Source organism: Pseudoalteromonas sp. 3D05 (assembly GCF_002723455.1).
In the GTDB taxonomy this organism is placed as follows: Bacteria; Pseudomonadota; Gammaproteobacteria; order Enterobacterales; family Alteromonadaceae; genus Pseudoalteromonas.
This window is the reverse complement of the sequence record NZ_PDUS01000010.1, coordinates 46,755-61,928: the sequence shown is the minus strand read 5'-3', so window position 1 is coordinate 61,928 and position 15,174 is coordinate 46,755. Positions and strand designations below refer to the sequence as shown.

Annotated in this window: 9 protein-coding genes; 7 read left to right on the top strand and 2 right to left on the bottom strand. The window is 41.3% G+C overall.

Annotated features, from left to right (window positions below; translation table 11 throughout):
* Positions 1-162 precede the first annotated feature (162 nt).
* The 5 genes from recC to CSC79_RS11535 all read left to right on the top strand — a co-directional run bounded on the left by recC (position 163) and on the right by CSC79_RS11535 (position 10,268).
* A complete protein-coding gene (gene recC, locus CSC79_RS11555) occupies positions 163-3,495 on the top strand; it encodes an exodeoxyribonuclease V subunit gamma (protein WP_099295961.1) in 3,333 nt (1,110 codons plus the stop codon).
* Complete coding sequence (recB, locus tag CSC79_RS11550) at positions 3,482-7,072, top strand: exodeoxyribonuclease V subunit beta (RefSeq protein WP_099295960.1); 3,591 nt, start codon at positions 3,482-3,484, stop codon at positions 7,070-7,072. Before recC ends, recB begins: the two co-directional genes overlap by 14 nt.
* The gene (recD, locus tag CSC79_RS11545; RefSeq protein ID WP_099295959.1) at positions 7,069-9,048 is read left to right on the top strand and encodes an exodeoxyribonuclease V subunit alpha; all 1,980 of its coding nucleotides are present in this window, start codon (positions 7,069-7,071) and stop codon (positions 9,046-9,048) included. Before recB ends, recD begins: the two co-directional genes overlap by 4 nt.
* Positions 9,049-9,182: 134 nt before the next feature.
* Positions 9,183-9,719 carry a DUF924 family protein gene (locus CSC79_RS11540; protein ID WP_099295958.1) on the top strand — a complete coding sequence of 179 codons (537 nt, stop codon included), beginning with the start codon at positions 9,183-9,185 and terminating at the stop codon, positions 9,717-9,719.
* A 45-nt stretch (positions 9,720-9,764) separates the two neighbouring features.
* A complete protein-coding gene (locus CSC79_RS11535; protein WP_099295957.1) occupies positions 9,765-10,268 on the top strand; it encodes a GNAT family N-acetyltransferase in 504 nt (167 codons plus the stop codon).
* A 57-nt stretch (positions 10,269-10,325) separates the two neighbouring features.
* On the opposite strand, the gene CSC79_RS11530 is transcribed toward CSC79_RS11535, so the two are convergent.
* On the bottom strand, positions 10,326-11,522 hold the full coding sequence (locus CSC79_RS11530) for a PQQ-dependent sugar dehydrogenase (protein WP_099295956.1): 1,197 nt from the start codon (positions 11,520-11,522) through the stop codon (positions 10,326-10,328).
* Between CSC79_RS11530 and CSC79_RS11525 the strand changes: the two genes are divergently transcribed.
* Positions 11,492-11,941 (top strand): hypothetical protein, encoded by a 450-nt coding sequence (locus tag CSC79_RS11525; RefSeq protein WP_099295955.1) that lies wholly within the window; start codon positions 11,492-11,494, stop codon positions 11,939-11,941. The two genes, CSC79_RS11530 and CSC79_RS11525, sit on opposite strands and share 31 nt — an antisense overlap.
* A gap of 88 nt (positions 11,942-12,029) precedes the next feature.
* Here the strand turns inward: CSC79_RS11525 and CSC79_RS11520 are convergent, their stop codons facing one another.
* The gene (locus CSC79_RS11520) at positions 12,030-13,229 is read right to left on the bottom strand and encodes an Nramp family divalent metal transporter (RefSeq protein WP_099295954.1); all 1,200 of its coding nucleotides are present in this window, start codon (positions 13,227-13,229) and stop codon (positions 12,030-12,032) included.
* A gap of 469 nt (positions 13,230-13,698) precedes the next feature.
* On the opposite strand from CSC79_RS11520, the gene nhaD reads away from it, so the two are divergent.
* Positions 13,699-15,096 carry a sodium:proton antiporter NhaD gene (nhaD, locus tag CSC79_RS11515; protein WP_099296019.1) on the top strand — a complete coding sequence of 466 codons (1,398 nt, stop codon included), beginning with the start codon at positions 13,699-13,701 and terminating at the stop codon, positions 15,094-15,096.
* Positions 15,097-15,174 lie beyond the last annotated feature (78 nt).

Here is a 15,174-nt window from a genome sequence, read left to right as displayed (position 1 = left end):
AACGACACTAAGCTCACCGCATAAGGGATTGAAGTTGTGAGCTTACTACGGTTAAATATCAAGCTAAGCATCTGATTTATTGAAGCCATTAACCGTTAATGGCTACCCCTATAATTGAAAATATCTTACACTGTTTTTATCTCATGCAAGGACAGTGTCGTAATGCTCAATATTATTCAATCTAACCGAATGGAAACCCTGCAAGCTCAGTTTCATAAGCTGTTAACTGTAGACCCGTTAACCAGCCCATTTGAAAAAGAAGTGGTACTGGTGCAATCGCCGGGTATGTCACAATGGTTAAAAATAGGCTTAAGTGAAAACCTCGGTATTGCAGCGCAGGTGGACTTTCCTTTGCCTTCGAGTTTTATTTGGCAACTTTATCAACAGTTATTGCCAAACGTACCTAAAGAGTCAGCATTTAATAAACCAAACCTTGCATGGAAAATATTTACCATTTTACCTGATTGCATTGATGAGCCGTTATATTTACCCCTTAAAACGTATCTTGAAGGTGATTTAGACGGGCAAAAAACCTTTGCCCTTTGTGAAAAAATAGCCGACGTGTACGACCAATATTTAATGTATCGCCCGCACTGGATTGCAACGTGGGATAGCGGCAAAGATGCACTAGATGACGTAGACATTAGTATTTCTTCTTGGCAACCCGATTTATGGCGACGCATTGTTGCTTTAAGTGTTGAGCTTGGGCAAAGCCAGTTTCATCGTGCCAATATGCAAGGCAAATTACTGGCAGCACTTAAAACCATGGACGAGAGCCTATTGCCAAAACGCATTAGCCTATTTGGTATATCTGCCATAGCCAGCTCTCAATTGGAAATTTTTGATGCACTAAGTAAAAAAACACAGGTGTTTTTATTCTTTTTTAACCCCAGTGAGCATTATTGGGGAGATGTGGTTGATGAAAAAACCGCAGCAAAAATTACCGCCAAATACGCCAAAACACCGTTACTTGATGCCGCTCAGCATACTCAAAGTAAACCCGATGATGAATATTACTTTATTGGTAACCCACTTTTATCATCGTGGGGTAAATTAGGCCGTGATTATTTTGAGCAACTAGTACAATTAGATGCCCGCTGGATTGACGGCTTCACCGACAGTTTTGATGACTCACTATTAGGTCAAATTCAAAGTGAAATATACCAACTCGCATTTAAAGGTGAAGCATTAACGCTAGATAAAGAGTGGTTTATCAATGACGAAGGTAAATTGCCGATTAGCGAGACTGACAGCAGTATTATTGTAAGTGATTGTTATACGCCACTGCGCGAAGTTGAGCGCTTGCATGATTATTTACTTAATTTGTTTCATCAAAACCCAGCTCTTACACCAAAAGACATTATCGTGATGATGCCAGATGTAGGCACCTATAGCCCGTATATCGAGGCGGTATTTGGTGGTGCTCACGGTAAGCGCCATATTCCGTATGCGTTAGCCGATTTAGCCATCGAGCAAGAAAAACCTGTACTTAGCTCGTTTGCCAGTTTAGCCAACTTACCGTTTTCGCGTTTTGGCGTGTCTGACATTTTAGATTTACTGCAAGTAACACAAATTGCCGAAAAGTTTAGTTTAGAGCCTCATGAGTACGAGCAAATTCAATACTGGTTGGAGCGAGTAGGGGTAAAGTGGGGCATTAACGCCGAGCATAAAAGTGGCTTTGACTTACCAACAATAGATTTAAACACCTGGCAACATGGCTTAAACCGTTTATTGCTCGGGATAGCACAGCGCGATGAGCAAATCCCATTTGCGGGCATTTACAGCGCCGATGAAGTTGAAGGCATGGCACTCGATACACTCAATAAATTGGTGCATTTTATTGACGTACTGCAAACATTTAAAGAACGCTTAAGCCCAGATGATACTCTCACGAATAAAGCGGATATTTTAGATGAGCTGCTCGAAGCCATTTATGAAAGTGAAAGCGATGACAGCTGGGATCTTTTAGTACTTAAAAAAGTGCTCGATGAGCTGAAAAAACACCATGAGAATGGTGATTATACTCAAGCGGTGTCGCAGCGCATTGTCAGCTATTTAATCAAACAAGGCATTCAAGAAAAGGGCGTTGGCCAGCGATTTTTAGTCGGCCAAGTTAATTTTTGTACTTTGATGCCGATGCGCGCCGTACCATTCAAAGTAGTGTGTATGCTAGGGCTAAACGATGCCGACTACCCGCGTACTGTGCAACCCATTGGTTTTGATTTAGTGCCGTATTCTAAAAAGCAAAAAGGTGACCGATCACGAAAACTTGATGACCGTTATCTATTTTTAGAAGCGCTGCTCAGTGCCCGAGATAATTTATATATGAGCTATATTGGTCGTTCGTGTTTTGACAACCAACCACGTATGCCATCAACACTAGTAAGTGAGTTATTAGAGTACATTGGTAGAAGCTTTACCTTAACTGAGCAAAGCGAGCGAACCCTGCCAGACTGTTTAGTTAAAGCGCAGCGCCTTCAACCATTTAATTACCATTACTATATGCCAAGCGAGCAAACACCAACGCAATTAGCGGTTAATGAGCACAGCTATAACCCAGTATGGTTGCCGGCAGAGGCAATAACCCCTGAGCCACTTAGCAAACTTGATGTGGCAATGCCTGAAAGTCTCGACCTTGATGTGTTTATTCGCAGTGTTTGTAACCCCCATGAAAGCTTTTATCAGCAAACGTTGGGCCTACGCTTACCTGAGTTTAACGATGTGGCCAAAGATGAAGAACCCTTTAGTGTTGATGCGCTAAAACGCTATTTTTATTTAGATGAAATACTTGAAGCGGCCATTTTCGATAGACCCCTGAGTCGTGAACAAATACTGCAACGAGGGGAGCTGCCTCAAGCTCATGTCGGTGATTTGATTTTTGAAAGCATGGAGTACCGGGTTGATGCGCTTGCAGGACAAGTGAAAGCCCATATAGCGACTGGCAAAAATGAACCTGTTGAAGTGTCTTTAACACTCAACTGTGAGGATGCTGATGGCAAAACGCAAAGCAGCCAACTTGAAGGCTGGCTCAATCATATTTACATGCAAAAACAAGTGTTTTACAGAAGTGCCAGTATTAAAGCGAAAGATCTAATTAAGGGCTTTATTTATCATTTAACGGCTCAAGTGATGGGTCACCCTGTGGAAACCCTAATTTTAGGTTTAGATAAACAAATCGCTTTTGCGCCGATGGATACTGAGTATGCGCAGCAACAATTAAACCAATGGTTTAGTTTATACGCGGCGCTTAGACAATCGCCAGTGGCGTTTTTTCCGGCCAGTAGTTATGAATACGTAAAAACTGAGGGCGATATTAATAAAGCGATTAATAAATTTAGCCCGCAATACATAGGCCGCGGCGAGGGAGAAAACCCGTATATTCGTTTAACTACGCAATCGCTATTAGATTGCCAAGAAGAATTTACTCATTGGAGCAATACACTTCTTACGCCACTAATTGATAACGCTAAGGAGAGCGATTATGCAAGCGCTTAACCCGCTCAACATGCCTCTTACGGGGCAAAGTTTAATTGAGGCCAGTGCTGGCACCGGTAAAACGTATACTATTACCGGCTTGTATTTACGTTACTTACTCGGTATGCAAATAGCGGATGATCCGCATTGTGAGGTAAATAAGCCACTGAGTGTTGAACAAATTTTGGTTGTAACCTTTACTGAGGCCGCCACGCAAGAAATTAAAGACAGAGTACGTGCTCGTATAATCGCCGCGCGCGATGCATTACTCGGGCTTAAAACCAAAGATGAGTTGGTAAGCGAGCTCATTGCACACATCGAAGATAAACACCGCGCCTTTGATTTACTTGATGCTGCGGCAAAATCGATGGACGAAGCGGCCATTTTTACTATTCATGGTTTTTGTCAGCGCATGCTCAAACAACATGCGTTTGAATCTGGCGTGGCGTTTAACTTAGAATTTATACTCGATGAGCGCGAAATTTTACTTGAGACCATTAAAGATTTTTGGCGTACTTTTGTCTACCCGCTAAATAAAGAAAAAACCGACGCTATTTTAGATGTATTCCCAGCCCCTGAATCACTGTTTAGTCAAGTATCGAGCCTACTAAATAAAGGCAATGCGCTCATTACACCGACGATTAACCTTGATGATGTATGGCGAGCACGTGAAGCGTACTTAGATAAAATACCCACTTTTAAACAAGCGTGTTTAGACAGCGAGTTTATTGGTGCAATTAAAGCGTCAGGTCTCAGTGGTTCTAAAACTCCGGGACGTAAAGGCAGCCTACAAGCCCTTGAGGATTTTTGCCGTGGCGATGAATTATTTTTTAAATTTGGCACAAGTAAGTATTCGTTTGAAGTTTGGAGTAGCGATAACTTAAGTGACCCGGGCAACTATAAAAAAAATCAGCCTTTATTTAGCCATGAATTACTGCCTCAGTTTGATGAGCTTGCCAAGCTCAGCAGCACCATTAACCAAGGGCTTGGCATAGCCATTGCTCAACATGCTGCAAGCTGGGTTAAAACAGCCATTGTTAAACGTAAAACAGAGCAAAGTGTGATCACCCCTGATGATCTATTAAGTAATTTACACAGTGCGCTTAACAGTGAGCAAGGCGATACACTTTCGCAAAAAATAGCCCAGTTATTCCCCGTGGCGATGATTGATGAATTCCAAGATACCGACCCCATTCAGTACGGTATTTTTAGTAAAATTTATGGCCAAGAAAATACCACACTTGCGATGATTGGCGACCCTAAACAAGCAATTTATGGCTTTAGGGGGGCTGATATTTTTACCTATATTGGTGCAAAGCATGAAGTTGCGCAGGAGCAACAATTTACCTTAGGCACTAATTTTCGCTCAAGCAGTGATGTAGTAAGCAGTGTTAATAAGCTATTTGCCAAGCACGACAACAGCTTTATTTATAATGAGGCCATTCCATTTAATCCGGTTGCAGCCAAAGGTAAAAAGACCGATGAATCATTTTTAATTGACGGTAAACCTGCCAAGGCTTTTGAGTTTTGTGTATTTGCCGACACCGCCGCCGATGACAGTAAAAAACCCACCAACAAAGGGGTTGGGCAGCATCATTTAGCAAGCCACTTTGCAAATAAAGTCGTCACTTTGCTAAGCCAAGCACAAGAGGGCCGTGCCTGCATTGGTGAGGCACCGGTAACTGCTGCCGATATTTGTATTTTGGTACGCGACCGATTAGAAGCACAAATTATTAAAAAATCGCTGAGCGACGCTAAAATTGCCAGTGTGTATTTATCCCGCGACAGCGTATTTAGCCAAGAGCTTAGCCATCATTTACTTAACTTTTTAACCGCACTGCATGGTCAATACAATGAATCATTACTGCGCGGTGTATTGGCGGGGCCGCTATTTTGTTTAAGTTATAACGAGATTTACGCGCTGGCTGACGATGAAGAGCAGTGGCAATCGCACCTTAACTTTTTTGCTTACTTAACGGCGCTGTGGCACAAACAAGGTGCCATGGCGATGCTAGAGCACCTGTTGAGCCACAATCAATTAAGCGCGAAGTGGCAGGGTTTAGGGTATAACGTAGAGCGCTGGCTCACCGATTACCGCCATTTAAGTGAAATACTGCAACAAAAGCAAATTGAGCTTGAGGGCACATTGAGGCTATTACGTTGGTTTGCACAAAAGGTTAGCCAACAAGATGGTGAAGCGGTGCAAGTTCGCCTTGAAAGTGACGCAAACCTAGTGCGTATTGTGACCATGCACGCTTCAAAAGGGCTTGAGTTCCCGCTGGTGTTTATGCCATTTGCCAGTGGCTACCGTGAAACCAAAGAGGCTTTGTATCATAAAGATGGGCAACTTATTTACGATTTAAGTAAAGCCGACGATGCCCTGCAAAAAGCCGAGCAAGAACGCCTAGCAGAAGATTTACGCTTATTGTACGTGGCACTCACGCGCGCCATTCATTTTTGCGCCATCGGCATGTATAACCTAGGGCAAGGACAAAGTAAGCGACTGGCAATACAAAGCAGCTCGTTGGGCCATGTACTCTTCGCAGGGCTTGATATTACCAGCAGCGAAGTATGGCGCAGCCACTTAAAAGAATTTTGTGATGAAAACAAAGCAATGCAATACACTGAATTTACCAGTGATGAGTTGCTAGAGCAGGGCACCTTGCAATTGACTTCAACGCAAAGCTCAAGTCACAATCTCAGCGTTAATAATGTCACCGTAGACATTGAAAAAGATTGGCGTGCCACCAGCTTTAGTGCCTTGAGTTTTAAAAAACATACTGATCACATACAACCTGGGCGCAGTGATGAAGATCACGAAAAAGACGAATTTGCCGCAGAGCAAGAAGATGTTAAATCGCCATACAGCTTCCCTAAGGGCGCAAAACCCGGTAGCTGCTTACATGAAATTTTTGAGCAGATTGATTTCACCAGCCCCATAACGCACCCAAGCAACGATGAACAAAATCTCGCGGGTGTTGTAGAAAAAAGCTTAAAAAAATACCACATAGATAGCAGTTGGCAAGAAACTGCAGAGCAGTGGATACTCAGCGCCCTGCAATGCCCACTGAATGACGAAGGGCTCAGTTTAAGTGTATTGCCGCCGAGTGATTGCTTAGTGGAAATGGAGTTTAATTTACCCCTTGAGAGTTTAAACGCCAAACAGCTTAATGCGGTACTTATAAAACACTTTGGTTTTAACCAAAGTAACCTTGAGTTTTTTGATGTTAAAGGGTTATTAAAAGGCTTTGTTGATTTAATATTTTGCTTTGAAGGCCAATATTATATTTTGGACTATAAATCGAATTACTTAGGGAACAAGCCAAGCGACTACGAACAAGACTCCCTTGAGCAAGCCATGAGCAGCCATCAATACCATTTACAGTATTTAATTTACACAGTGGCGCTTCATCGTTTGTTAAAACAGCGCATTGCAAATTATAGCCCAGAGCAACACTTAGGCGGCGTTTACTACACCTTTTTACGGGGTATGGGTGAAGGGAAAGGCATTTTCTTTAATAAACTCACCACAGAGCAAGTAGCTATTTTAGATGGCTTATTTACTCAACCCGCGGTTAAAAAAGGAGAGGCATCATGAGTGAAGTTGATGCAATAAATGAATTACCATTAATGGCCGCTGAGGCTGATAATACAGTAGATACCGTGCCGTTAATTGACTTTTTAGTAAGTGAAGGGCGCCTGCGAGTGGTTGATGTAAAACTCGCTGAGCTTTTAACCGAACATGCAGCGAGCAGTGCTGACAATAGCGATGTATTTAACTTAATTTTGTTGCTGTGCTTAGCAGGGCAAAGCCAGCACAGCTGTTTAAATTTAGATGATGTAAATTGGCAAAATCCTTTTAACTTACGAAAGTCTGACTTTAATAAAGCACAAGGCTCATCACCCGATACAATCAGCCCATTTAGTGATGAGTTTGATATTCAGCAAGCGGTTCGTTGTTTAGAGTCGCACCCAAGTGTAGGTGAGCAAAAACCACTGTGTTTATTTGGCACTAGGCTCTACTTTGCACGCCTTGCAGGGTACGAACAAACGCTGGCTTCACGGTTATTAGGCATGAGTAAGCGCGAAATTAAAATAGACAATGCAGCGCTTGCCAAGTTACTCAATGATTATTTCCCTGAAGATAAAGCACCAAAAGAAGGGCTCGATTGGCAAAAAGTAGCCTGTGCTATGGCGGCCACAAAGGGGTTTAGTGTTATCACCGGCGGCCCAGGCACAGGGAAAACCACCACGGTCACCAAGCTATTAGCCATATTACAATCACTGTACCAAAGTGCGCCGCTAAGCATTAAGCTGGTGGCCCCAACGGGTAAAGCCGCCGCGCGGTTAAGTGAATCTATTCTAGGGGCTAAGCAGCAATTAAAAGCAGATATTCCAGACAATGTTGAGCCGCATATACCGCAAACTGCGCAAACGATTCACCGTTTACTTGGGGTTAAACCCTTTACCAATAAATTTAAACATAACAGCAGCAACCCATTACACGTTGATGTATTGATCATCGATGAAGCGTCTATGGTTGATTTATCACTCATGGCTAAATTAATCGAGGCATTACCTGCTCGCGCAAGATTAATATTGCTCGGCGATAAAGACCAATTAGCGTCGGTAGATACCGGCAGTGTAATGAGCGACTTATGCCAAGGATTATCTCTTGGGCAAACGCCGAGTTATTCTGATACCCGCTGCACCGAGCTTAATCAGTTGTGTTTTAATGGCGAGCAAAAACTACAATCGCAGCAAAGCCCATTTGCATTGGCCGATTGCATCGCGTTTTTACAACATAGTTATCGCTTTGATGCTAAAAGTGGTATTGGCGAGCTGGCTTTTGCGGTTAACACCAACAACTCAGGTAAGCTCAATTATGTTGAGCAGGAAATCTATTCAGGCAAATTTAACGACGTTGTTTTAGATTACGATATTGTCACTAAGCCAATTGAAAAACTGGTACAAAGCGCTGCTCGCCATTACAGTGAGTATTTAAAGCTCATTAAGCAAGGCGCGCCGAGTGCAGATATTCATCATGCGTTTACACAATACCAATTACTCGCCGCCGTGCGTGAAGGTGATTATGGCGTAAACAGCTTAAACTTGCGCATTGAAAAGCAATTACATAATCTTGGTCTAATCAAAACCCATGCAAATAACCGCCATTATCTAGGTTTACCTATTATGATTGCGCAAAACGACTACCAATTAAAACTGTTCAACGGCGATATTGGTATTCTACTGCATGATGAAAACGCGCAGCTAAAAGCGGTATTTATTGACGAGCAGGGCAATGAACGTGCATTTTCACCCGCACGACTCCCTGCCCACGATAAAGTGTATGTAATGACCATACATAAATCACAAGGCTCAGAGTTTGCTTACACCGCCATGGTTTTACCCCCTGCAAATCAAGCAACCGCAGGTATAAATCGCCAATTGGTCTACACCGGTATCACCCGTGCAAAGAAAACCTTTGAGCTGGTGGCCGATAAAAAAGTATTACTTATGGCGATGAATAAATCAGTCAGCCGCGCATCAGGTTTGTATGAGCGTTTAGCGTAAATGCATAAAACCAGAACAAGCAATACTTTTTTACTTGTACTCGCTTTTTCACGTTGGTGGCGAAGTTAGTATCAAATTGCAATATTTATAAAACCTGAGCTTAGGCTCGGCTCTTTAGTGTATGAGGCATTATTATGTATAAAGAAATTATTGATTTTTGGTTTACTGAACTTGAGCCTAAACAATGGTGGCAAAAAGACACTGAGTTTGATCAAATGATTAAATCCCGGTTTGGTAAACTACATAATCAAGCGATTGCGTGTGAGTTGGCACATTGGCGTGAAACTGAGCTAGGTAGTTTGGCTGAAATTATTATGTTGGATCAGTTCTCACGTAACATTTACCGCGATACTCCCACATCTTTTGCTTCAGATTCACTGGCACTTGCATTGGCTCAATGCGCCATTGAAAAAGGGTTTGACACGCAACTTTCTGCGCAACACTGCGTATTTTTGTATATGCCATTCATGCACAGCGAATCAATGGCAATACATCAAGAAGCCGTTAAGTTATTTAATCGTCTTGGTATTCAAAGTAATATTGACTTTGAATATAAACATAAAGCAATTATTGATAAATTTGGCCGCTATCCGCATCGGAACAACATATTAAAGCGAAGTTCTACAGCTGAGGAAATTGAATTTTTGAAACAACCCAATTCAGGTTTTTAACATAGACAATCTTTTGCTAGTTTGGTTATAAAAAGAGAAATGAGTATGGCTATCGAGTTTAATACAAGCAGGTTGATTGTTACAGAAATTGATCACGACCAACCATTGTTAAAGTGCAATGAGTTGCTAGAGCGCGTACCCCATATTTTAACCTCCGCTGTCGTAGAAAGTTTACCACCACATTTTCAAAGTGTTAATTGTGTTGATTCAGCTAATGTTTGGTTGAAAAGCATGCTCTCGCAAAGCCGCTTGTTGGTCGTCAGGACAGCACCTGAACATATAATTGGTTTTTTATTTATTTCTACAGGTACTGAACAGAGTGCGCATATTGGTTACTTACTTGCCAAAGAGGAGTGGGGAGTCGGCTTTGCTAGTGAACTATTAAATGGCTTTATCGCTGAAGCAAAGGTTATAAAAACATGGTCATCGCTTATCGCAGGCGTTGACCAGAGTAATAATGGTTCGATAAAACTACTAGAGAAATGCGGATTTTCGCAACAGCAAATAAGTAAGCAAGGCGTTATCTTTTATCGATACCTTTTACGTTAATTAGAATTTAAAAACACAGTACTTGCTTAATCACCTCAGTGTATATTTATAATTAGGTTATTCAGGTTTTATGAGTAATAAGTTGGCGCTTTTTCCGTCGGTAAGTATGGCTATGTTGCCTTGTGGGGTGATATAAACATCTCTCAAACGCCCAGAAATTTCAGGAAAAACAGCCGATTGATCAAACTGGCCTGTCGTTAAATCAACGGCGTAGAGTTTTTTATCGACTAATGTGGTGATCAGTGCATGCTTGTGTAATGACGGGAATGCTGAATGTTTTGAGCCATAATAAGCCATACCTGAAGGCGCAATTGAAGGTGTCCAGTCGACTAATGGTTTTTTCATACCAGGATAGTCTTGAAAAGGAGATATGCGCGCTTGTGAGTAATCTTTGCCATAGGTTATAACTGGCCAACCATAATTTGTGCCTGCGGTTAAGTAATTTAGTTCATCTCCACCTGCAGGTCCGTGTTCATGGCTAATGATGTGATTAGCGTCGTAGTCGTAAATAAGCCCTTGTGTATTTCTATGGCCAAGTGAAAAAACAGCGTGAGCACGGCGATTTTCATGATTAATGAACGGGTTATCTTTAGGTATAGTGCCATCTAAATGAATGCGTAATACTTTGCCAAGTTGACTTGTTTTGACTTGTGCTTGTTCGCGAAAGTCAAAGCCGTCACCACTTGAAATTAATAATGTATCATCGGGTAAAACAAGTGCACGGCCAGCGTAGTGTTGCGGTGTATTTTTATCTGTCGCGACTTTATAAATAATATCTGGCTTTGAAAATTGGATACCATCAAATATAGCTTTAGCAATAACTAGGCGGTTTGCATCAAGTTTACCTTGAGCATAAGTAAATATAATTTCTTTAGAGCGTATAAAGTCCGGTGCTAGCACTACATCAAGTAAGCCGCCTTGTCCGCCAACATATAGCCCTGGTAAGTCTAATTTGATATTAGACTGTTGGCCTTCTTTGACGACAACAACATGGCCGTCGCGCTGAGTAATTAACCACGTGCCATCAGGGAGCTTTACCATACTCCAAGGAGACTTTAACTCATCTGCAATTGTTGTAATGTTGTACTTATTGGTGGGTAATATAGCAGCTGCGTTTACGTAGCTTGTAAAGAGGCCAAAGAGCAATAAAAAACTGATACATTGTTTAGTGTTTAAGCCTTTGGTAATGTGAATGAGATGATTTATTTTAAGTTGAGAAAACCATGCCATTTTTAACTCGTTTGTTGCCTTCATTTTTAGCTTCCTGGTTACTTACATTCACGCTTGCTAGCTTGTTTCATAGTCAATACGTTGTCAATCAATTAGTTAATGTAGATGTTGAAATTGCTTTAAGTGATCGTGTTAGCTTAACCCTTTCTGATTGGTTAGGGTTATTACCTACTTATGGGGCAATTATTGCCATTGCATTAGCTATAGCGTTTACTGTGGCTCAATGGCTTGCGAAAAAACATACTAATTTAAGATTTCCATTATTTATAGTGGCAGGTATAGTCGCGTTTGCAACCGTCCTCATTGTCATAGAATCAATTATGAATATACATATTATTGCTGGCGCAAGAGGGTGGGGATTTTATACTCAACTGTTAGCAGGTGCTGTAGGCGGCTCTGTTTTTTCAGTGTTAACTCAGCGCCCTTTAAATAAAAGGCGCTGACTATTTATAACCAGTAGTGTGTAGCCAAGTCTAATGAGCCCATAAAGCTAAATAAGAGCGGCACGTTTCAGGGAGTAATCTACTATTGTTAAACAATCATGTTGATAAGTTTGTAGCTACTTAACCCCAGTATAAGCAATAACATTGGTAATGTTAGCAGGTTAACAAGTAGTGAGTTGGTGTATTTTCCCATTACCGCCTTTTGGTTTACCAGCCAAACGAGGTAAAAAGTAACAATAGGTAAAAGCAAGCCATTAGCGGCTTGAGCAAATATGATGACTGCAATAGGATCTAAGCGAAGAGAAGCAACTGTTGCCCCAAATACTAAAATAACCAGTGCAACCCACTTAAACTGACGGCTCTTCATATCATTTGACCATCCGAGCATACCACACACGGCATATGCACCCGCTAATGGTGCTGTTATTGCGCTAGTTAAACCTGCGGCAAATAAACCAACTGCAAAAAAGTACTGCGCAGCATTACCAAGTAATGGCTCTAATTGTGAAGCCATATTTGCAGCACTGATTTTACCCGCATCGGTCCCATAAAATGCAACCGACGCTGTAGATAAGATGGCTAGCGTGATAACCCCACCTAAGGTAATCGATATACCTGTATCGAGATTGGTTTGTTTAATGACTTTGTCGGTATTGCTGTTTTTGTCGTGTTTTGCAGCCAGAATGCCAGAATGCAAAAATAAGTTATAAGGGACAATGGTAGTCCCTATTAAGGCAAGTACTGTGGTCATTGAGCCTTCAGGAATACTCGGTATAAACCCTTTCAGTAAGTGTTCAATTGGGGGGGCTGCAATTATCAATGTTGAGATAAACACTAAGCTCATCAAAAGGACGAGTATTATAAGTGCAGATTCCACCATTTTATGTTTCCCACTATAAAGAAGCAAAGCACTAAAAATGGCAATCAAGGGTGTCCAAACGTGTGAGTTAACCTCTGGGAAAATACCTATTAAACCTAAACTTGCACCGCTTAGGTTGCCGGCTTCATAAGCCGCACTTCCTACACCAATGGCACTGATCACTAATATAGCTGCGATTACTTTAAATATAGGTGTGTGTATATGAGCACGTAATGCTTGTGCTAAGTCTTGTCCTGTTGCTACCCCTAATCGTGCCGCCATTGATTGCAATGAGATGGTGACTATTACTGAAAATAATAATGTCCATGCCAAAGTAAAACCAAAATTTGCGCCTGCAATACTTGCGCTAGTAATTGTGCCTGGTCCTATAAAAGCGGCAGTGACTAAGAGGCCTGGTCCGAATCGCATACAATACCTTAATGTTGTTATTTTTACTGAATTTACCATCAGAGCATACATATATACCCATACCACCTCAAGGTGCGAGCGTCGTTGGAATTAAAAGCGATTTAGGCAAGGCATTGTTTGCAAGTAATAGTGGTTCTATTGTTAAAATCAATAACGCAGTATAAATCGCTTTTAAACCAACCCGTTGGGCGTTTCACAGACACTTACTCTCATCGTTGTTAAAAGTGCTATAAGTTGGTTTGGGAATATTCATAGTTTTTATCACAAACATAACTATTAACAATGAATATTTAGACTTGAGTATAATAGCCTTAATGTTAAATCATGGTAACTTACAGCAACTTTTTTATAACAACCCCCCATTCATAAGAATTAATAATAAAAATCGTTATAAAAATACCGTTTTTGAAATTAAAACAGGACGTACCGTGTGAAAAACTTACTACGAGGCTTTAATTTATTTAGCTTAGTGTTACTTTTATTTTGCTCCCCAACGTGGGCGAGTGAGGGCCAATTAGATCTAACCAGCTCAACTATCGGCATGCTGTGCATTTTTATATTTTGTATTGCTTATGCAGTTGTCATGCTTGAAGAAAAACTCCACTTACGTAAATCAAAGCCAGTGCTCGTTGCCGCGGGTCTTATTTGGATTTTAATTGGCGCATATTATGTAAACAATGATATACCCGCTATCACCGAATCTGCATTTAGGCATAATTTGTTAGAGTTTGCAGAGCTGATGTTATTTCTGTTAGTGGCTATGACCTACATTAATGCATTAGAAGAGCGACGGGTGTTTGATGCTTTACGTTCTTGGATGATTCAAAAAGGGTTCAATTATAAAAACCTGTTTTGGATCACTGGGTTTTTAGCTTTCTTCATTTCGCCGATTGCCGATAACTTAACCACGGCACTGTTGATGTGTGCGGTGGTGATGAAAGTGGCGCAAGGGGATAAGCCATTTATTAACTTAAGTTGTATTAATATCGTTATTGCTGCCAATGCTGGTGGTGCATTTAGTCCATTTGGCGATATTACTACATTAATGGTTTGGCAAGCAGGCCTTGTTCATTTTAATGAATTTCTAGTGTTATTTATCCCTTCATTAGCAAACTACCTTGTTCCCGCTGCAATTATGAGTTTTTATGTTGCCGATAAGCAGCCTTCGGCGCAGTACGAAGAAATAGAGCTAAAACGTGGGGCACTTCGCATTTTAAGTCTATTCTTATTAACCATAGCAACAGCTGTCGCATGTCATAGTTTTTTACACCTACCGCCAGTACTTGGCATGATGATGGGGTTAGGTTATTTACAATTTTTTGGTTATTTTTTAAGAATGACTTTGCCTGGTTCATTAGCACGCAAAAAGGCACATGCTGAACAAATTGGTGATAATGATCGCTTAGCTAAACTGGGCAGTGTTGTACCGTTTGACGTATTTAGTAAAGTTTCACGTGCTGAGTGGGACACCTTATTGTTTTTCTACGGAATTGTAATGTGTGTTGGTGGGCTCGGCTTTTTAGGTTATTTAAACCTTATGTCTGAGATGCTATATGGTAATTGGTCAGCGACTTCTGCAAACATCTTTTTGGGGGTGATTTCAGCTGTAATAGACAATATTCCTGTTATGTTTGCGGTGCTATCTATGCAGCCTGAAATGTCTCACGGGCAGTGGTTACTAATAACTTTAACTGCGGGTGTTGGCGGAAGTTTATTATCTATAGGCTCAGCTGCGGGTGTTGCATTAATGGGGCAAGCTCGTGGTTATTATACCTTCTTTGGCCATTTAAAGTGGGCTCCAGTTATTGCACTAGGTTACGCTGCAAGTATCGCTTTACATTTATGGTTGAATGCATCACTTTTTTAAACTGATAAAGCACTATATCCAAGCCATCTCAAGATGCGAGTGTCAGTTGGAATAAAAAGCGATTTAGGCAAGGCATTG